Source organism: Brachybacterium halotolerans subsp. kimchii, assembly GCF_020792675.1.
Lineage (GTDB): Bacteria > Actinomycetota > Actinomycetes > Actinomycetales > Dermabacteraceae > Brachybacterium > Brachybacterium halotolerans.
Map to the genome: position 1 here is coordinate 2,220,462 of NZ_CP086254.1, position 19,671 is coordinate 2,240,132.

General features: G+C 71.4%; 14 protein-coding genes. 10 read left to right on the plus strand and 4 right to left on the minus strand.

Annotation, left to right across the window (positions count from 1 at the left end; genetic code table 11):
• Positions 1–261 precede the first annotated feature (261 nt).
• The 6 genes from Bra3105_RS09985 (at position 262) to Bra3105_RS10010 (ending at position 8,705) form a co-directional block, all read left to right on the plus strand.
• Positions 262–1,767, plus strand: a complete 1,506-nt coding sequence (locus Bra3105_RS09985; RefSeq protein ID WP_228356565.1) for an alpha-amylase family glycosyl hydrolase — start codon at positions 262–264, stop codon at positions 1,765–1,767.
• An 88-nt stretch (positions 1,768–1,855) separates the two neighbouring features.
• On the plus strand, positions 1,856–2,194 hold the full coding sequence (locus Bra3105_RS09990) for a hypothetical protein (protein ID WP_200503224.1): 339 nt from the start codon (positions 1,856–1,858) through the stop codon (positions 2,192–2,194).
• Positions 2,195–2,529: 335 nt separating this feature from the next.
• Positions 2,530–4,371 (plus strand): ABC transporter ATP-binding protein, encoded by a 1,842-nt coding sequence (locus tag Bra3105_RS09995; protein ID WP_228356566.1) that lies wholly within the window; start codon positions 2,530–2,532, stop codon positions 4,369–4,371.
• Complete coding sequence (locus Bra3105_RS10000; RefSeq protein ID WP_228356567.1) at positions 4,368–6,176, plus strand: ABC transporter ATP-binding protein; 1,809 nt, start codon at positions 4,368–4,370, stop codon at positions 6,174–6,176. The genes Bra3105_RS09995 and Bra3105_RS10000 overlap by 4 nt, the downstream gene beginning before the upstream one ends.
• Positions 6,177–6,324: 148 nt before the next feature.
• Complete coding sequence (locus Bra3105_RS10005; protein WP_228356568.1) at positions 6,325–6,858, plus strand: lamin tail domain-containing protein; 534 nt, start codon at positions 6,325–6,327, stop codon at positions 6,856–6,858.
• A 191-nt stretch (positions 6,859–7,049) separates the two neighbouring features.
• Positions 7,050–8,705, plus strand: coding sequence for a cation:proton antiporter (locus tag Bra3105_RS10010; protein WP_200503228.1), 1,656 nt, complete (start codon positions 7,050–7,052; stop codon positions 8,703–8,705).
• An 88-nt stretch (positions 8,706–8,793) separates the two neighbouring features.
• Here Bra3105_RS10010 and Bra3105_RS10015 read toward each other — a convergent pair whose 3' ends face one another.
• Entirely contained in the window at positions 8,794–10,056 is a 1,263-nt protein-coding gene (locus Bra3105_RS10015; protein WP_228356569.1) for an alpha-hydroxy acid oxidase, read from the minus strand.
• 146 nt (positions 10,057–10,202) lie between these two features.
• Positions 10,203–12,395 (minus strand): prolyl oligopeptidase family serine peptidase, encoded by a 2,193-nt coding sequence (locus Bra3105_RS10020; protein ID WP_228356570.1) that lies wholly within the window; start codon positions 12,393–12,395, stop codon positions 10,203–10,205.
• Between the two features lie 45 nt (positions 12,396–12,440).
• On the opposite strand from Bra3105_RS10020, the gene Bra3105_RS18640 reads away from it, so the two are divergent.
• From Bra3105_RS18640 to Bra3105_RS10040, 3 genes are all read left to right on the plus strand, one after another.
• The gene (locus Bra3105_RS18640) at positions 12,441–13,688 is read left to right on the plus strand and encodes an NYN domain-containing protein (RefSeq protein ID WP_407650873.1); all 1,248 of its coding nucleotides are present in this window, start codon (positions 12,441–12,443) and stop codon (positions 13,686–13,688) included.
• A gap of 346 nt (positions 13,689–14,034) precedes the next feature.
• A complete protein-coding gene (locus Bra3105_RS10035; RefSeq protein ID WP_228356571.1) occupies positions 14,035–14,856 on the plus strand; it encodes a helix-turn-helix domain-containing protein in 822 nt (273 codons plus the stop codon).
• Positions 14,857–14,983: 127 nt separating this feature from the next.
• Positions 14,984–15,469: an SRPBCC family protein gene (locus Bra3105_RS10040; RefSeq protein WP_200503232.1), complete on the plus strand. Its 486-nt coding sequence runs from the start codon at positions 14,984–14,986 to the stop codon at positions 15,467–15,469.
• 124 nt (positions 15,470–15,593) lie between these two features.
• Here Bra3105_RS10040 and Bra3105_RS10045 read toward each other — a convergent pair whose 3' ends face one another.
• On the minus strand, positions 15,594–16,577 hold the full coding sequence (locus Bra3105_RS10045) for a PhzF family phenazine biosynthesis protein (protein WP_228356572.1): 984 nt from the start codon (positions 16,575–16,577) through the stop codon (positions 15,594–15,596).
• A gap of 43 nt (positions 16,578–16,620) precedes the next feature.
• The gene (locus Bra3105_RS10050; RefSeq protein ID WP_228356573.1) at positions 16,621–18,060 is read right to left on the minus strand and encodes an MFS transporter; all 1,440 of its coding nucleotides are present in this window, start codon (positions 18,058–18,060) and stop codon (positions 16,621–16,623) included.
• 203 nt (positions 18,061–18,263) lie between these two features.
• Between Bra3105_RS10050 and Bra3105_RS10055 the strand changes: the two genes are divergently transcribed.
• Positions 18,264–19,556: a M20/M25/M40 family metallo-hydrolase gene (locus Bra3105_RS10055; RefSeq protein ID WP_228356574.1), complete on the plus strand. Its 1,293-nt coding sequence runs from the start codon at positions 18,264–18,266 to the stop codon at positions 19,554–19,556.
• The last annotated feature ends 115 nt before the right edge of the window (positions 19,557–19,671 follow it).

A 19,671-nucleotide genomic window follows, 5' to 3' on the forward strand; every position in this document is an offset into this window, starting at 1 on the left:
CGCGGATCCCGGCACGAGGACGCCGAACGCCCAGGGCTCGCCGTCGATCCTCCAGCACCCTAGACGAGGCATCAGACGGCAACAGCGGTCGCCCGCAACCGGCTGACCGGTTGCGGCAGTCCTCGGGACAGACCTGCCGTCACCAGCGCAGACCACCGCTTTCCCGGGGTCGTCCGCGCGCAGCGCGGGACAGCCGGAACGCCCGGAGGCGACCCCGCGGATCGGGAGGCACGTCACAGCCCGTGTCCGTACGATGGACCGATGGAGACCTCATCCGCCCCTGAGGCCCTGCCCGCTCCCGACTCCGACGCGCCGCGATGGCAGCACGCGATCTGCTGGCAGGTCTACCCCCTGGGATTCTGCGGCGCCCCGCTGCACCGCGAGGACCTGGGTGCCGAGACCTACGGCGAGCGCCAGGGCGACAACGTGGTCCATCGGCTGGACCGCATCGTCGGCTGGCTCGACCACCTGCTCGCGCTCGGCGCGGACGTGCTGATCCTGAACCCGATCTTCGACTCCGTCTCCCACGGCTACGACACCCTCGACCACCTGCGCGTGGACCCCCGGCTGGGCGACGAGGCGGACCTCGACGCGCTCATCGCGGCGTGCCGCGAGCGCGGCATCTCGCTCGTGCTCGACGGCGTCTTCAACCACGTCTCGCACCTGCATCCGCTGGTGCGACGGGCGCTGGCCGACGGTCCCGACTCCCCCGCCGGCGCGTGCATCCGCTGGTCCGGCGCCCATCCGTACGGCTTCGAGGGCAACGAGGACCTCGTCGAGCTGAACCTCGCCGAGCCCGCGGTCCAGGAGCGGATCGCCCAGGTGATGAACCTGTGGCTCGACCGCGGGATCGACGGCTGGCGGCTGGACGCGATGTACGCGGCGGGCCCCGAGGCCTGGGCGCCGATCCTGGACATGGTGCGGGCAGAGCACCCGGAGGCGTGGATCCTCGGCGAGGTCATCCACGGCGACTACCGCGCCTTCGCCGAGGCCTCCGGCGCGGACTCGATCACCCAGTACGAGCTGTGGAAGGCGATCTGGTCCTCGATCCGCGAGACGAACCTCTTCGAGCTCGCCCACGCGATCGGCCGGCACGAGGCCTTCGTGCACGGCGGAGAAGACGACGGCGAGGGTGCCCCCTTCCTGCCGCTGACCTTCCTGGGCAACCACGACACCACGCGCATCGCCTCGCAGCTCGAGGACGGGCGTGACCTCGCGGTCGCGTTCGCCCTGCTCGCACTGCTGCCGGGCATCCCCGCCATCTATGCGGGCGACGAGATGGGCGCCGTCGGCACCAAGGAGGAGCGCGCGGGCGGGGATGACTCCGTGCGTCCCCTGTTCCCCGCCTCGCCCGACGCCCTGCGCTCGGGCATCGGACCCGACGGCACCTGGCACGGCGAGATCCCCGTCGGCACCTCCCCCTCGCTCGCGCTGCTCTCCCGCCCCGCCGCGCCGCGCCTCTTCGAGGTGCATCAGCGCCTGCTCGGCCTGCGCCGCCGCGAGGGATGGCTCGCGACCGCCCGGATCCGCGTGGACGAGGACTCGCTGACCAACGCGTCCGTGCGCATCGTGCTCGAGCCCGACGGCCTCGCCCCGTCCGATACCCCGCGCGGCCTCGCCCTCTGGCTCAACCTCGGCGACGAGCCCCTCGACCTGCCGAACGACGCGGAGGTCCTCACGCAGGTCTCGGGCGCCGACATGCTCGATGCCGTCGGCCCCGCCGCTCCCGGCACCGTGCCCGCCCACGGAGCCGCCGCGGTGCGGTGAGCGATGCGGTGCAGTGCGGTGACGGCCCGACCCCGCCGCCTCACACACCCCCTGCACCTGTCCAGCGTCGCGTCATAGGCTCGGCCCCATGAGCACCTCCACCGCGCTGAAGCCCGCCGAGTCCGTCCGCACCGCCCCCGTCGTCGCCACAGGTCTGCTGGGCGGCTGGATCACCGCGCGGGAGACGGGCATCCGCCCACTCGGCGGCGTCGTCCTCGCCGCCGCAGGCGTCTATGCGGGCCGCACCTGGCTCGCCAAGCGCGGCGCCGGCACCACCGCGGCGCTGAGCGCGCTGTACGTGCTGGGCTTCGGGCTCTCCCACCCGCTCGCGAAGAAGATCGGCCCCTGGCCGTCCGTGCTGGCCGTCGCCGGCGCGAGCGCGGGCGCCGCGGCGCTGCTCTCGGACGCGAAGCCCGCGCGGGACTGAACCGCGCCGAGCGGCCGCAGCGACCGCACAGGACCGAGGGACCACCCGCGACGCCGCGCCGTCGTCCGGCCCGACTCGACGTCCCGCTCCGATCACGCCTCGGAATCCTCTGGATTCCCACGTGATCGTTGACTAGGCTAAAGGGCCGGTCCGCACGAGGCTCCCGATGCCCCCGGAGCCCGCCGGACCGGCCCGCCCCGCATCCCGCCCCTTCTCAGCCCGGTGCCCCGACCTGTCGGAGCATCCGGGCTGGACCGTCCTCCCCGCCCGCTCCGCCTCCTCAGCCCGCGCCGCACTCCCCCGCCCATCACCGCACAGCGAGGTGCCGCCTCTTCATGATCGCGTCCATGGGCCGTCTCTGGCAGACGGTCCGCCCCATCCGCTTCCGCCTCTTCCTCGGACTCCTCAGTGCGCTCGTCGCCTCCACGAGCGCCCTGCTCATCCCGCAGGCCCTCGAATGGATCATCAACCGCCTGGACACCGATCCGACCGCCGCCGCGGTGTGGACCGGCGGCGCGCTGGTGATGGGCATCGGGCTCCTCGAGGCCTCCCTCATCTGGCTGCGACGCATGTTCGCCGTCTCGCCCTCGACCACGGTCGAGAAGGAGATGCGCGTCAGCTTCTACCGCAAGGTCATCCACCTGCCCGTCGCCTTCCACGACGCCTGGGGGTCCGGCCAGCTGCTCTCGCGCATGATGAGCGACATCAGCCTGATCCGCCGCTGGGTCGCCTTCGGCATGATCATGATCGTCACCGACGTGGTCACGATCATCGTCGGCATGGTGCTGCTGTTCCGCTCGAGCTCGCTGCTCGCGCTGATCTTCGTCTGCGCGGCGGTGCCGGTGTGCATCCTGGCCTTCCGCTTCAACCAGCGCTTCGCCTACCTCTCGCGCCTCTCGCAGGACCAGAACGGCGACCTCGCCACCACCATCGAGCAGTCCGTGCAGGGCATCCGCGTGCTCAAGGCCTTCGGCCGCGGCCCGACGGCCCTCGAGGGCTTCACCGCGCAGGCCGACGAGCTGCGCCGCACCGAGGTGAAGATGGCGACGGCCATGGCCACCTTCAACATGTTCATGTTCATGCTCCCCGAGCTCGCCCTCGGCCTCGCGCTGCTGCTGGGGCTGTACGAGACGGCGCACGGGAACATGACCGTGGGGCAGATGGCCTCCTACTTCGCGACCGCGACGATGGTGATCGGCCCGGTGCGGATGCTCGGCAACCACCTGGGCCAGGCGATCAACACGAACACGGCGCTCGACCGCCACTTCGAGGTCATGGACCTGTCCAACGACATCACCTCGCCCGAGAGCGCGGACGAGCCCGCCCCCGCCGGCTCGCGCGGCGACGTGCGCCTGACCGGCGTCCACTTCCGCTACGCCGACGCCCCCTCGCGCATCCCCGACGTCATCGACGGCGCCGACCTGCACATCCGCCCCGGGGAGACCATGGCGCTGGTGGGCGTCACCGGCAGCGGCAAGTCCACGCTGCTGCAGCTGATCCCCCGCCTCTACGACGTCACCGCCGGCCGCATCACCATCGACGGCGTCGACGTGCGCAACATGGACCTGGTGGACCTGCGCTCGCTGACGGCGGTCGCCTTCGAGGACGCCACCCTGTTCTCCGACACCGTGCGCGGCAACGTCATGCTCGGGGCCGACGAGACGCTCACCCCCGAGCAGTCCGAGGAGCTGCTGCACCTCGCGCTGCGCACGGCCGACGCGGGCTTCGCCCTCGATCTGACCGACGGCCTGGACACCCGCATCGGCGAGGAGGGCATGAGCCTCTCCGGCGGCCAGCGCCAGCGCCTGGCGCTCGCCCGCGCGATCGCGGCGCGGCCCTCGGTGCTGCTGCTCGACGACCCGCTGTCGGCCCTGGACACGAAGACCGAGGAGCGGGTGACCGACCGTCTGCGCGAGGTGCTCGAGGGCACCACCACGCTGATCGTCGCCCACCGCACCTCGACGGTGGCCCTCGCCGACCGCGTCGCGCTCATCGACCACGGGGAGATCGTCGCGGTGGGCACCCACACCGACCTCATGCGCAGCTCCGCCCGCTACCGGTACGTGATCGCGAACCAGGAGGAGGAGGCCCGCAGCAACCAGGACATCGAGACCCTCACCGGGGAGCTCGATCTGCGGGAAGTCCAGGAGACCGCAGGGAAGGAGGGCGAGCGATGAGCGCCCCCGCACGCGAGGAGGACGAGGAGCAGCGCGTCCTCTCCCCCGAGGAGAACAGGCAGGCCCGGTCCCGCTCGCTGACCCTGCTGCGCGAGCTGCTGCACCCCGTGCGCGGCCAGTTCGCCGCCATGAGCGTGATGGTCGTGATCGCCCAGCTCGCGGTCGTCGCGGGCCCCGCGATCATCGCCTGGGGCATCGACAACGCCCTCACGCCGATGGTCGAGGGCAACCCCGCGCCAGCGCTCGGCGCCGCCGCCCTGCACCTGAGCTGCGCGATCGTCGGCGGCGTGCTGACCTTCGGGTACGTCCGCCAGGGCACCGTGGTCGGTGAGCGGATGCTGCTGAGCCTGCGCCGGAAGGTCTTCCGCTTCACCCAGAAGCAGGACCTCGAGTTCCACGAGCGCTACACCTCCGGCCGCATGGTCTCCCGCCAGACCTCCGACATGGAGGCCCTGCGGGAGCTCGTCGACTCCGGCGTCGACATCCTCGTCGGCTCCACCCTCTCGATGGTGTTCACGGTGATCCTCATCGTCACCATGGACTGGGTGACCGGCGTGGTCATGCTGCTGATGCTGATCCCCGGCGTCATGCTCACCAGCTGGTTCCAGAAGCGCTCGCGCGAGCAGTACCGGCAGATCCGCACCCATTCCGCGCGGCTCATCGTCCACTTCGTGGAGACCATGGGCGGCATCCGCGCCGTCCAGGCCTTCCGCAAGGAGCCGGCCGACGAGAAGCGCTTCGACGACCTCGCCCAGGACTATCGGGACGCCTCGCTGGCCTCGACGATGACCTTCGGCATCTACCAGCCGGCCCTGCGCATCCTCGCCAACGCGACGATCGCGGTGGTGCTGCTCGTGGGCGGCTTCCGCGTGCTCGGCGGCCACCTCGAGGTGGGGTCGCTGGTGGCGCTCGCGCTGTACTCGCGGCGCTTCTTCCAGCCCATCGACCAGCTCGCGAGCTTCTACAACACGCTGCAGAGCGGGCTGTCGGCCCTCGAGAAGATCGCGACGCTGCTCGCGGAGTCGCCGAGCGTCAAGGAGTCCGAGCACCCCACGCCGATGCCGGCCTCCACCGGGCGCGTCGACTTCGAGGACGTCTCCTTCCGCTACACGGCCGACGGCCCCCTCGTCCTGAAGCCCCTGGACCTCCACATCCCTCCGGGGCAGACGATCGCCCTGGTGGGGCAGACGGGCGCGGGCAAGTCGACGGTCGCGAAGCTCATCAGCCGCTTCTACGACGCGACCGAGGGCGAGGTGCTGCTGGACGGCGTGGATCTGCGGGACATCTCCATGGAGGACCTGACGCGCAACATCGTCATGGTCACCCAGGAGGCCTACCTGTTCTCCGGGACGGTCGCGGACAACATCGAGTTGGGCATGCCCGGTGCCCCGCGCGAGGACATCGAGCGGGCGGCCCGCGCCATCGGCGCGGACGACTTCATCGAGAACCTCCCCGACGGCTACGACACCGACGTGAACAAGCGCGGCGGCCGCGTCTCCGCCGGTCAGCGGCAGCTGATCTCCTTCGCCCGCGCCTTCCTCGCCGATCCGCGCGTGCTGATCCTCGACGAGGCCACGAGCTCGCTGGACATCCCCAGCGAGCGCATGGTCCAGGAGGGGCTGACCAAGCTGCTCGGCGAGCGGACGGCGCTGATCATCGCCCACCGCCTCTCGACGGTGATGATCGCCGACCGGGTGCTCGTGGTCCACGGAGGCGAGGTCGTCGAGGACGGCTCCCCCGCCGAGCTGGTCGCCGCCGGCGGCCGCTTCGCCGCGCTCTACCAGGCCTGGCAGGAGTCCCTCTGACGGCACCCCTGGGCGATGTCGCGCAGACGACATCGCTCAGGGGGTGCCGGCCTCCGTTCCGGGTGCTATCTTCCGACATATCCCCGTCGGACCGGGTCCCCGCAGGACGATGACGCCCCGCGGCCCCTCAGATCCTCCAGAGGTCACCATGCATCTGCCCCTCCTCCAGCGCGCCCGATTCCAGGACGTCCGCGTCCGGCCCCTGCTCGCCCTCCTGCTGCTGCTCGCGCTCGTCGCGGGCCCGATCGCGGTCGCCCCGTCGGCCGATGCGGCGACGAAGAAGCCGCTGGACATCGTGAAGATCGTCTACGACCCCTCGGGCCGCGACACCTGGAAGAACGGCCACCTGAACAAGGAGTACATCGTCCTGAAGAACACAGGGAAGAAGACCCTCTCGCTGACCGGGTACACGCTGCGCGACAACGGCCCGCAGCGCTTCCGCTTCCCCAAGGGCACCAAGATCAAGCCCGGCAAGACCCTCACGATCCGCTCGGGCAAGGGGAAGAACACCTCCTCCACCCTGTACTGGGGCACCAAGAGCTACATCTGGAACAACACCCACGACACCGCCCGGACGTACAACTCCAAGGGCAAGAAGCTCGAGTCCTGCTCGTACAAGAAGCTCACCAAGAAGGCGACGAAGAAGTACGTGCGCACCACCGCGACGACCGCCTACTGCTGACGCCGCCGGGTCGTCCTGCGGCACCTGCACGTCCAGCCGGCGAGCAGGTGCCGCACGGGCCGGGCGATAGAGTGGGAGAGCTCCCGCGACCTCGGACCCCACCGGCGGTGTGTGTCCGCTTCGCCCGAAGCCCCTGACCGCCCGTCGCTGCCGGTCCCGCGCAGCCGGCGCCCACGACCCCGGAGCCGCCCATGATCAACCTGGCGCTGGTCATCGGCCTGCTCGCCGTCACCGTCGTCTGCGTCGCCCTGGGCGAGCGTCTGCGACTCCCCTATCCGATCCTCATGCTCCTGGCGAGCTCCGCGATCGCCTGCATCCCCGGTCTCCAGCACCTCGAGATCGACGAGGACCTGATCCTCCCCCTGTTCCTGCCGCCGCTGCTGTTCGCGACCGCGCAGAAGACCGACTGGTCCGTCTTCCGCTTCCGCTGGCGCACGCTGCTGTTCCTCGCCGTCGGGCTCACGGCGACCACGGCCGTGCTCGTGGCGGGCGCCGTGTTCTTGCTCGTGCCGGCCGTGTCCATCCCGCTCGCGCTGATGGTGGGAGCGATGGTCGCCCCGCCCGATCCGGTCGCGGTCGAGGCCGTCGCCGGCCCCGCGCGGATGCCGAGGCGGCTGCTGTCGATCCTGCAGACCGAGGGCCTGTTCAACGACGCCGTCGCGATCGTGCTGTTCACCGCCGCGCTGAGCGCGCTCACCGGCCCGGACACCCTGGGTGTGGGCCAGGGCGTGGGCCTCGTGCTGAACTTCTTCGTGGGCGCCGCGATCGCCGTCGCGATCGGCCTTGTGATCGGCTTCCTCTACCGCTTCGCCTCGCACCGCGTGACCACGACGGCCGCGCGCACCGCGATGAGCGTCGTGGTCCCCTTCGCCGCCTACATGCTCGCCGAGGAGCTGCACGCCTCCGGGGTGATCGCCGTGGTGGTCACCGCGCTGGAGACCCGCCGCCGCGCCCGCGCGGAGGACTCCGAGGCCCGGATCTCGCGCGCGACCTTCTGGGACGTGGCGAACCTGCTGGTCACCGGCCTCGCCTTCGGTCTGATGGGCATGCAGCTGCGCGACATCGTCGCGAACGAGGGCGCGGACGTGCTCCGCTACCTCCCCGTCGCGGCCGTGGCCTGCGTGATCGTGGTGGCGGTGCGACTGGTGGGCATGCTCCTCATCAAGCCGATCGTCCGCTTCGACGCCGGCGAGGTCCTCTCGCTCAAGGACTCCTCGGTCCTCACCTGGTGCGGGATGCGCGGCCTGGCGACCCTGGCCCTGGCCCTCGCGATCCCCACCTCTGGGGTCTCCGGGGCGGAGGCCGACGCCCGCAACATGATGGTGATCGTGGCCTGCTCGGTGCTGCTGGTGACCCTGGTGCCGACGGGTCTCGGGCTGGGCTGGCTGCTGCGCCTGCTCAAGCTCCAGGACGACGGCACGGTCGCCGACCAGGAGATCGCCGAGCTCACCCACCGTGCGCAGCGCGCCGCCCTGGGTGCGATCCACGAGCGCTTCGAGGAGACCGGCGAGCTCACCGAGGAGCAGATGCGCGCGGTGAAGAAGCGCTTCAAGGGCCTGCGCCAGGAGCTGGACTCCACGACGCAGGCGATGAGCGCGATCAACCCCGACGGCTCACCGGTGGACCCCGAGGCGCAGAAGGCCCTCGCCGCGCGGCGCAAGAAGATGAAGCGGGGGCGCGAGCTCATGGTCGCCGCGCAGACCGTGGGCCTGGACGCCGCGCGCACCGAGGTGCTCCTGGCGCGATCGGAGCCCGGCATCGACCCCGAGGCGGCCGACGTGGTGCTGCGTCAGCTGGACCTCCAGATGCTCGCGGCCCCGCCGCGCATGCGCGCCCGCAAGCACTGACGAGCACCGAGATCGGCGGGAGCTTTCCACCCCCGGGGCGGGTGCCTGCCCGGTCTGCAGCGCGCAGCCCCCGGCCCCGGGTCGGACGTCACCCCTCGGCGCCCTCGTGCACGCCGGGCTGGGGGATCGGCTCGAGGTCACGCAGCTGCGTGACGTGGCGCGGCTCGAGCTCCTCGATCGAGTGCACCTGGAGCAGGCGCATGGTGCGGGCGACCTCCTCGGAGAGGATCTCGATGGTGCGGTCCACGCCGCGACGTCCGCCGGCCATGAGGCCGTAGAGGTAGGCGCGGCCCACGAGCGTGAAGTCGGCGCCGAGGGCCATCGCGGCGACCACGTCGGAGCCGTGCATGATGCCGGTGTCCACGATGATCTCCGTGGCCGAGCCGACCTCGCGCTTGACCTCGGGCAGCAGGTGGAAGGGCACGGGCGCGCGATCGAGCTGGCGGCCGCCGTGGTTGGAGAGCACGATCGCGTCGACGCCCAGGTCGGCGAGCTTCTTCGCGTCCTCGACGTTCTGCACGCCCTTGATGGCGATCTTCCCGGGCCACATCGCGCGGATCTCGCGCAGGTCGTCGTAGTCGATCGACGGGTCCATCGCGGAGTCCAGCAGCTCGCCGACGGTGCCGCCCGTCGAGGTGAGCGAGGCGAACTCGAGCTTCGGGGTGGTCAGGAAATCGATCCACCACCAGGGCCGCGGGATCGCGTTGATGACCACGCCGGGGGTGAGCTGCGGCGGGATCGAGAAGCCGTTCTTCTTGTCGCGCAGGCGGGCGCCCGCCACGGGGGTGTCGACGGTGAAGAAGAGGGTGTCGAACCCGGCCTTGGCGGCGCGCTCGACCAGCCCGTAGGAGATCGACCGGTCCTTCATGACGTACAGCTGGTACCAGTTGCGCCCGTGCGGGTTCGTGGCGTGCACGTCCTCGATCGAGGTGGTGCCCAGGGTGGACAGCGTGAAGGGGATGCCCGCGGCGCCCGCGGCGCCCGAGCCGGCGATCTCGCCCTCGGTCTGCATGAGCCGGGTGAAGCCGGTGGGGGCGATGCCGAAGGGCTGCGCCGAGGGACCGCCGAGGATCTCCACGCTCGGGTCGACGTGGGAGACGTCGGTGAGGATGCCGGGGTGGAACTCGACGTCCTCGAAGGCCTTGCGGGCACGGCGCATCGAGATCTCGCGCTCGGCGGCGCCGTCGGTGTAGTCGAAGGCCGCGGCCGGGGTACGGCGCTTGGCGATCTTCCGCAGATCGTAGATGGACTGCGCCTTCTCCAGTCGGGTCCCGGTGAAGTCGAGCGAGGGCTTGCGGAACTTCATCAGCTCGAAGATCTCTTCGGGCTTGGGGAACTGGCGAGTGACCATGGGGCCTCCTTGTGCGAGGTGCGGTGTCGGGGCATCGCGTGCGGATCTTTCCTGGACCTCGGGTCGACGACGGCGGCACGTCGCCGTCGGCCGAACGGACGGGGATCGGGAGAGCCGGCGGTGTGGGACTCCGTCGGCCCGCCCCCTCAGCGTGTCACGAGTTCGAGCACGGGGACGCCGGGCGGGGTGAAGCCGAAGACCTGGCCGTAGAAGGACAGCGAGGACTCGGTCGCCCGGATGATGCTCTCCGCCTTGCGGAAGCCGTGCTGCTCGCCGTGGAACAGCAGGTAGGCGTGCGGAATGCCCTTGGCGGCGAGCGCGTCGCGGAACATCTCGGACTGGCTGGGCGGGACGATGCGGTCCTCGTCGCCCTGCAGCAGCAGCACGGGGCACTCGAGCTCGTCGACGTGGCTGAGCGGTGCCCTCTCCGCGTAGAGGTCCTTCCGCTCGGGGTAGGGGCCGACGAGCCCGTCGATGTAGCGGGACTCGAAGTCGTGGGTGTCGCGGATGAAGTTCTCGAGCTCGGCGACCCCGAAGCTCGAGACGCCCGCGGAGAACGTGCTGGTGCGGGTCAGGCATGCGAGCGTGGTCCACCCGCCGGCGCTGCCGCCCTCGATGCCGAGGCGCCGGCCGTCGGCCAGTCCGGAGGCGACCAGGTGGTCCATGACGGCGACGGTGTCGGCGACGTCGACCACCCCCCATTGGCCCTTGAGGCGGTCGCGGTAGGCGCGCCCGTAGCCGGTGGAGCCGCCGTAGTTGACCTCGACCACGCCGATCCCGCGCGAGGTGTAGTAGGCGACCGGGAGGCTGAGCACGGGAGGCACGGCCGACGTGGGTCCGCCGTGCACGCGGGCGATGACGGGCGGGAGCTCGTCGGCCGGGCCCTCGATGCCGCTCTGGCGCGGAGCGAACCAGATCGCGTGGACGGTGCCGCCGTCGGGCAGCGGCACCTCGATCTCCTCGGCGCTCGGGAGGACATCGGGGTCGGGAGCGTCGTCCCGCGAGGAGCGCACCTGGCGGAGGGCGCCCATGTGCGGGGCCGCGAACCCGCCCTCGATGCGGGTGAGGTAGATGGCGGAGAAGCGGGCCGGGGAAGCGCCGAGCAGGACGAGGCCGCCGTCCTCGCACACGTCCATCCCGGCGATCGAGGTGAGCGGCAGGTCGAGGTCGACGACCTCCCCGCTCGAGATCGTGAGCATGCCCAGGGTCTCGCCGGCGTGCCCGTGGGCTGCGAGCACGTGATCGGCGTCGAGCACCGCGTACCACGTGGTGCCGAGCCCCCACATGGCGCCGCCGAACTCCTGCCGCGCGAAGGGCGAGTCCGCCGGGAGCACGGCGCGACTCCCGTCGGCCGCGGACCACACGCGCGGGTTCCACCAGCCGGACTCGTCGGAGACGAACATCAGGCGCTCGTCGTCGAGCCACTCGGGCTGCAGCACGGAGATCTCCCGGTCCCCCTCGGCCGCCCCGCCGGGCCCGCCGAAACTGCCAGGGCCGACGGGCCCGCTGGGTCCGCCGGCGACGATCTCGCCGGTCCCGGCGCTGCCGCCGATGAGCGGGGCGACATGCAGGAGCGTCCCGTCCCAGGGCATCTGCGGATGCTCCCAGCTGATCCAGGCGACGCGGGTGCCGTCGGGGCTGAGGCGTGGGTAGGCGACGAAGCGGGAGGCGGGGGTGACGCGGCGGATCGCGCCCGGGTCCACGGCGGCCGAGCCGTCCAGCGGGACCGCGGCGACGAAGCGCTCGATGTGCGGGGCGCCGTCGGGATCCGTGCGGGGCCCCTCGGCCCCGCCGGTGTGGTCCTCGCAGATCCACCAGACCTCGCGGGAGCCGTCGGCGAGGGTCACCGGGGTGGGGCAGGCCCATCGCAGCGAGGGCCCGTGGGCGGACTCGACCTCGGGGCCGACGGGGGTCAGGGGACGCGGCTCGCTGCCCTCGGTGAACGCATAGACCCGCTGGTCATCGAAGTTCACGAAGAGCACGAGGGGGGCGCGGAGGACGGCGGGGTCCTCGTCGACGAGGGCGTCCGGGATGGCGGCCCACGACCCTCCGCCGTACTCGTGCACGCGGGAGCGCGCGTTGAAGGGCGCGGGCAGCACGGTGACCGTCCCGGCGTCCTCGGGGGCCGGCGCGGGAGAGCGCCCACCCGCGCCGGTGGGCGTGGCGACGGGATCGGCGGTGCGCACGATCGCCTGCCGCCCGCCCTCGGCGGCGATGCCCTCGAGCCACCACAGCTGCTCGCCGACGAACACCGGGCCGCCCAGACGCGCTCCCCCGGTGGCGAGCTGCTGGGCGGTGATGGGCGAGGGCCAGGTGCCGTACGGGAGCGTCGTCGTCATGGGGCCAGGGTATGCCGGGCGGCGCGGAGCGGGCAGACTGGACCCATGGCAGACTCCACCGACCCTCGCGTCGCCGTCTACCTGGACTTCGACAACATCGTCATGTCCTGGTACGACCGCGTGCACGGGCGCCACTCCTTCAGCCGCGACCGCCAGAAGATCGCCGCCGACCCCACCGACCCCGAGGTCGCCGAGCGCCTCGCGGAGGCCACGGTCGACGTGGGCGCACTCATCGACCACGCCGCATCCTTCGGCTCCATCATGCTGACCAGGGCCTATGCCGACTGGTCGGCGCCCGTGAACGCCGACTACCGCTCGCAGCTGGTCGCGCGCGCCGTGGACCTCGTGCAGCTGTTCCCGGCCGCCGCCTACGCGAAGAACGGCGCGGACATCCGCCTGGCCGTCGACACCGTGGAGGACTGCTTCCGGATCCCCGACCTCACGCACGTCGTGATCGTCGCCGGGGACAGCGACTACGTCCCGCTCGCCCAGCGCTGCAAGCGCCTGGGCACCTACGTCGCCGCGGTGGGCGTGGCCGGCTCGACCGCGAAGTCCCTGGCCGCTGCCTGCGACCAGTTCGACTCCTACGAGACCCTGCCCGGCATCGAGCTGCCCGAGAAGCCGGCGAAGTCCCGCTCCGCGCGCGGCGGCTCCGGCACGAAGAAGGGCCGGGGCGGGGCCGACGGCGGGAACGGATCGGACGGAACGAACGGCGCGGGCGGGTCGAGCGGGTCCGACGGGTCCGACGGGGCCGACGGGGCCGACGCTCCCGGCGCCGGGTCCACCGGCGCCGAGACGGCCGACGGCTCCGGCTCCGCTGCCAAGGGGTCGAAGGGCGCCAAGGGCTCCGCCGGGAACGGCGGCAAGGGCGGCAAGCACAAGGGCTCCGAGCGCGGGGGCGATGCTGCTGACAGCGCGGACCAGGTCGAAGCTGCCTCCTCCGATGCGGACCTCGATGCTCTCGATGCGGATCTGGACATCGACGACTCCGACGACATCAGCCCCGAGGAGGCGCAGGCGGCGGCGAGCAGGCTGCTGGGCCGCGCCCTGCAGCTGGGCGAGCGGGACGACACCGAGTGGCTGCACAGCTCGCTCGTGAAGACGTACATGCGCCGCATGGACCCCTCGTTCAGCGAGAAGCTGCTGGGCTTCCGCTCGTTCTCCGACTTCCTCAAGGCCAACGACGACATCGCCGAGCTCGAGGAGACCGGGCACGAGCGCCTGGTGCGCGCGATCGAGCCGCCCGTGAAGCAGACGGCCAAGCGCTCGGGCAGGCGCCGCCGCACCAGCTGAGCGGCCCCGTCGGCCGACGCGATCGGCGGGCGAGGTCGGCGCACGTGATCGGCGCACGTGATCGGCGCACGCGATCGGCCGGCGAGAGGTGAGTTGTTGCTCTTATAGAGCCCGAATAGCAGCAACAACTCACCTCTCGGTGCTCGGTCCGTCGGCCGTCAGTCGTCGGTCGTCGGTCGTCGGTCGTCGAGATCGGCCGGCTCTCGGCGTTGCGGCTCTCCTTCGCCGTCCGGTTCCTCGGCTCCACCTCGCCCCCGGACCCTCGGCTCTCCCCTTGACTCCTGACCCCGGCAAGCGCATGCTCGACATGTGCGGATTTCCGCACATGTCTTGGCGGAGGTCCCCGATGGCCGATCCCGATGCCCGTGCACGGCACACGTCGGTCTGGGACGCCCTCGCCCATCCCGCACGGCGCCGGATCGTCGAGATCCTGCGGGGCGCTCCCGCGCCCACCGGGCGGATCCACGAGACCCTCGAGGACGAGGGCCTCTCGACCAGCCGCTTCGCGACCCTGCGCCATCTGGAGCAGATGCGCGAGGCGGATCTCGTGCTCGCGACCCGCAGCGGCCGTGAACGCATCAACGCCCTGAACGGCTCCGCCCTCTACGAAGCGACGATCGGCTGGCTCGCTCCGCCGGATCGCTCTCTCGCCACCTCCCTGCACCGACTGCGACTCAGCGCCGAGGAGAGCGCCATGTCCGAGGTACGCCACCTCTCAGTCCACCAGTCGATCCTGATCAGCGCCCCGCGCGAGCGGATCTGGTCCCTGCTCACGCGGGACACCCGCTCGTGGTGGCGCCCGCCGTTCGCACTGCTCGGCGACGCCGACGAGGTCGAGCTCGTGATCCCCGAGCGCGCCGGCGGGTCGGTGATCGAGCGCTCCGGGCCAGGTCCCGAGCGGACCGCAGCATGGGGCATGCTCGTGCGGCGCGAGGAGGGCACCCTCCTGGAGTGGACGAGCGTCGTGTGCGGTGCCCCAGGGGCGAGCGGCACCGTACGCATCACCCTCGAACCCGCGGAGGAAGCCGCTGCGCGCCTGACCGTGACCCAGGACGCCGTGGGAGTCCTGCCCGACGGCATCGACGCGGACATCGAGCTGGGCTGGTCGAACAAGCTCACCACGATCTCGGGCCTTCTCGCGGGGGCCGACGGGCACGATGCCAGCTGAGCGGGCTCCGCGCCCGCACCCCCTCCTCCTCCGCTCACCGCTCACCGCTCACCGCTCACCGCTCACCGCTCACCGCTCACCGCTCACCGGACGGATCGTCCCGCATCGCATCACCCAGGAGAACGCCATGTCACTCACGACCATGCACGTCACCCAGTCCATCGTGATCGCCGCGTCCCGGGAGGCCGTGTGGCGCGCCTTCCGCGAGCACCCCTCTCAGTGGTGGGGCGCGCCCTACACCCTGCTCGATCAGCCCGGGTCCGCGATCGAGATGCCCGTCGAGGTCGGTGCGCCGATCGTCGAGCACTCCGGATCCCACCGCGCCGCATGGGGCATCCTCACCGAGATCGACCACGAGCGCACCTACGCCTGGACGGGGAACATGGGGATGGGCGGTCCCAGCTGGGGCACCGTCTCCTACGTCTTCGCCGACGAGGGCGAGGGCACGCGCGTCACCGTCGACCACGTGCAGATGGGCGAGATCCCCGATGGCGTCGCCGCCGGCTACGACGCGGGCTGGCTGGACCTGAACGAGCGGCTGCGGCTGTTCGTCGAGGAGGGCGAGGCGTACGGGCTCGCGGGCACCAACACGGCTCCGCCGTCGATCGGCTGACCCGACGCGAAGCGTCCTGACCCGGCCGATCAGCGCAGTTCGGGCCCGGCCCGGAATGCAGATCCGTCCTCGCCGAATAGGTGCTGCCGGCCCACCGGGTCCACCGGGCCCACGGAACCGGGCCTCAGACGAGGATCTCGCCCTGGATGCCAGTCCTCACCGTCCCGCCGATCCAGATCGTCCCCTCGGCGTCGACGTCGACGAGCACGCGGCCGTGGCGTCCCAGCCGGGTGCCCTGCCGGACCGTCCACGGCGGGGCGAACCGTCCACGCTCCAGCATCCACTGCGCGATGCCGGCGTTGAGGCTGCCGGTCACGGGGTCCTCGTAGCCGGGCGTGCCGGAGACGGGATCGGGCGCGACGAAGCCGCGGACCTCGTAGGCGGGCCCGTCGGCGCCCGTGGTCGGGGCGTCCGCTGTCGCCCCGACAGCACCAAGCGCGCCGATCTTGCGCCCCGGGATCGCCGCGAGATCGGGCTCGAGGTCGAGCACGTCCTGCGCCGAAGCGAGCTCGAGGACGCACCAGCCGGCGCCGTTGTCGACCCAGGCATGATCGAGGACGTCCGCGGGATCGATGCCGAGCGCCGCGGCGGCGTTCGCGACGTGCTCGGCGTCCATCGGTCCGCTGCGCACGAGGGGCGGGGCGGCGAAGGCGAGCTCGTCGCCGCGCACCCGCACCTCGACGAGACCAGCACGGCATTCCTGCACGACGATGCGGTCGTCGGCCGAACCCGTCGCTTCCTCGCCGCCCGCCCGGCCGGCGAGCCAGGCGGAGGCGCTGCCGAGGGTCGGGTGGCCGGCGAAGTCGAGCTCGGTCGAGGGGGTGAAGATGCGGACGCGGTAGTCGGCGCCGGCTCGCGTGGGGGCGAGCAGGAACGAGGTCTCGGAGAGGTTCGTCCAGGAGGCGATGCGCTGCATCTGCTCATCGCTCAGACCGTCGGCATCGACGACGACGGCGAGGGGATTGCCGGCGAACGCATCCGCCCCGAACACGTCGACCTGTCGAAAGCGCCGGGTGCTCGGCGTCCTCCTGGTCTCAGTGCTCGGGGCGGATGCGGATGCTGCGGCGTCGGCCGCGTGGGCGCTGGAGGCCGCGGAGTGCGAGGTCATGGCTCGATCCTGTCAGACCGGCCGTGCCTCGGCCCGCTCGCGGTCAGCGGCCGCAGTCGTCGAGGGCCTGGGTCTCGGCAGTGATCGCCTCGACGCCGTAGTCATCGGGCTGGGATTCGGGGACGTCGGTGCCCACCAGCGAGGCGCCCGCGGTCTCCTTGAGGAAGAACAGGGCGACGATGCCGAAGAGACAGCCGAACATGACGTACACGGCCGGGAACTCGAGGAACCCGGTCGCGCTCACCACGGCCTCGTTGATGGGCGCGGCCGTGCCGCCGAAGAACGAGGTGAAGACGTTGTACGTCACCGCGAAGCCCGCGAAGCGCACGTGGGCCGGGAACATCGCCGGGAAGGTCGCGGAGATCGTCGACAGCTGCGGGATGTACAGCAGTCCCAGGACCGCGAAGCCGATGATCGCCCATACGAACCCCTGGCCCATCAGGTAGTACATCGGAAGGGCCATCACGAACAGGCCGATCATCGATGTCCACCACATCTTCTTGCGGCCGATGACGTCGGAGAGCCCGCCGCAGAAGGGAAGCAGCGCCATCATGATGACCTCGCCGATGAGGATCGTCGCCAGCGATTCGTTCGCCGACATGTTGATCTTGGTCTCGAGGTAGCCCGGCATGTACGTGAGCAGGGTGTAGTTCGCGATGTTCAGCGGGATCACGAGGCCCGCCATCGTGAGGATCGGCTTCCAGTAGTCGCGGATCAGGTTGACGAGACCGTGGACGGCGGACTGCTGCGCCTCGCCCTCGTGCTCGAGGTCCTGGAAGACCGGGGTCTCGTCGAGGCGCGACCGCAGGTAGAGGCCGATCAGACCCATCGGCAGCGCGAGGAAGAACGGCAGGCGCCAGCCCCACGAGGCCATGGCGTCCTCGGAGAGGATGAGCTGCAGGATCAGCACCACGATGGTGCCGAGCGCGAAGCCGCCGAGCGTGCCGAACTCGAGGAAGCTGCCGTAGCGTCCGCGACGCTTGTCTGGCGCGTACTCGGCCATGAACGTGGCCGCGCCGCCGTACTCGCCGCCCGTCGAGAAGCCCTGCACGATGCGCAGCACCGCGAGCAGGATCGGCGCGAGGATGCCCACCTGCTCGTAGGTGGGGAGCACGCCGATGAGGGTCGTGGCCAGGGACATGATGATGATCGTGAGGGCGAGGACGTGCTTCCTGCCCAGACGGTCGCCGAGCGGCCCCCAGATGAAGCCGCCGAAGGGGCGGGCGATGAAGGAGATCGCGAGGAACGCGTAGGTCCAGAACTGGGCCGCGGAGCCCTCGGGGAAGAAGTGGGAGGCGATGTAGGTGGCGACCACGGCGTAGACGCCGTAGTCGTACCACTCGGTGGCGTTGCCCATCGCCGAGGCCGCGACCGCTTCCTTGATGGTCTTGCGAGGCGGGAGATCCGCGAACGGGGTCCCTCCCGTCGTCGTCGTGGGAGGTTCGTCCGGGTGCTTGAACGGGGCTGCGGATGACGTGTTCACGTTTCTCCGATCGACGATGACGCACGGGACTCGCCCCCGCACTCGGATTCGGCCGACGCCTCAGCGTATGTGGCCTACCAGACACATGCCAGAATGCACAGCTTCTTACGGTTGTGTTCACCGGACATTGCGGGCGGACACGCCCGGACTCATCCGGTCATCGGGCCCCGCGCCGCCCGGGCCATCGCCCGTACAGTGGGCCCATGACCTCGTCTTCCGCTGTTCCGAGCCCTGATCCGACCCTGCCGTCGACCGCCCGCGAGTTCGTCGAGGCCCTCGTCGCGCTCGACACCACCTCGGACACCGGCAACCTGCCCGCGATCGAGCTCATGGAGCGGGCGCTGCGGGAGGCCGGCGCCGAGGTGCACGTGCTGCCCAGGGGCGACGGGAGGAACGCGAACCTCGTGGCGACCTTCCCTGCGAACGAGGAGGGCGATCCCAGCGCCGACGATCCCAGCGCCGACGCTCTCTTCGTCGACCCCGAGGACCCGACGCGCCGCGGCGTCCTGCTCGCCGGGCACGCGGACTGCGTGCCGGTGACGGGCCAGGACTGGGCATCGGACCCCTTCACGCCCACCGAGCGCGACGGACGGCTCTACGGCCGCGGCACCGCGGACATGAAGTCCTACCTCGCGATCGCGACGGCGCTCGCCCCCGAGTTCGCGGCCGCCCGGCGCACCGTGCCCGTGCACATCGCGGCGACCTGGGAGGAGGAGACCACCTGCAACGGCGCCCGCGCGCTCGTCACCCAGCTCGAGGAGCTCGGGATCCGGCCCGCGGTCGCCTTCGTGGGCGAGCCGACGTCGATGCGGGCCGTGCCCGCCCACAAGTCGATGAACGTGCTGCACGCCGACTTCCACGGCGTCGCCGCCCACTCGAGCCTGCTCCCCCACGGCCTGAACGCGATCCGCTACGCCGCGCGATTCGTGGACTGGTTCCACCGCGAGATCATCGACGACCTGCGCGAGAACGGCCCGCACGATCCCGCCTTCCCCGTCGCCTGGACCACCGGCGGCGTGAACCTCTTCGACGGCGGCATCGCCACCAACACCGTCCCCCAGGACGTCCATCTGAAGTTCGAGTTCCGCGCCCTGCCGCAGGTCGACGTCGATCCGATCGTCGCCCGCATCCAGGAGGAGATCGACCGCCTCGACCAGCAGATGAAGGCCGACGCCCCCGCCGACCCCTCGGACCCCGCCGCCGCCCAGCGGGTCGGCGCGCAGCTCGACGTCATCTCCCTGCTGTACGGACTCGACGGCTCGGCCGACGGCCCGGCGGCCCGCGCGGCCGTGGCCCTCGGCGCCGAGCGCACGGAGGAGAAGGTCACCTACGGCACCGAGGCGGGCATCTACGAGCACGCGGGCATGGCCGCCGTGGTCGTGGGGCCCGGCGACATCGCCCAGGCCCATGGCACCGACGAGTTCGTGGAGATCACCCAGCTCGAGTGGTGCGAGCGGTTCCTGCGGAACGTCGCGGGGGCGCTCGCGGCCTCCTGAGCACCGGCGCGGCTCGCCCGCATCCGCGCCTTCCCATCTCCCGGACGCCTCTCCGGGGCCTCGAGCCCCGTGGCACCATGGACTGCGGTGAGCCGGGAAGTCTGGTCGGCATCGG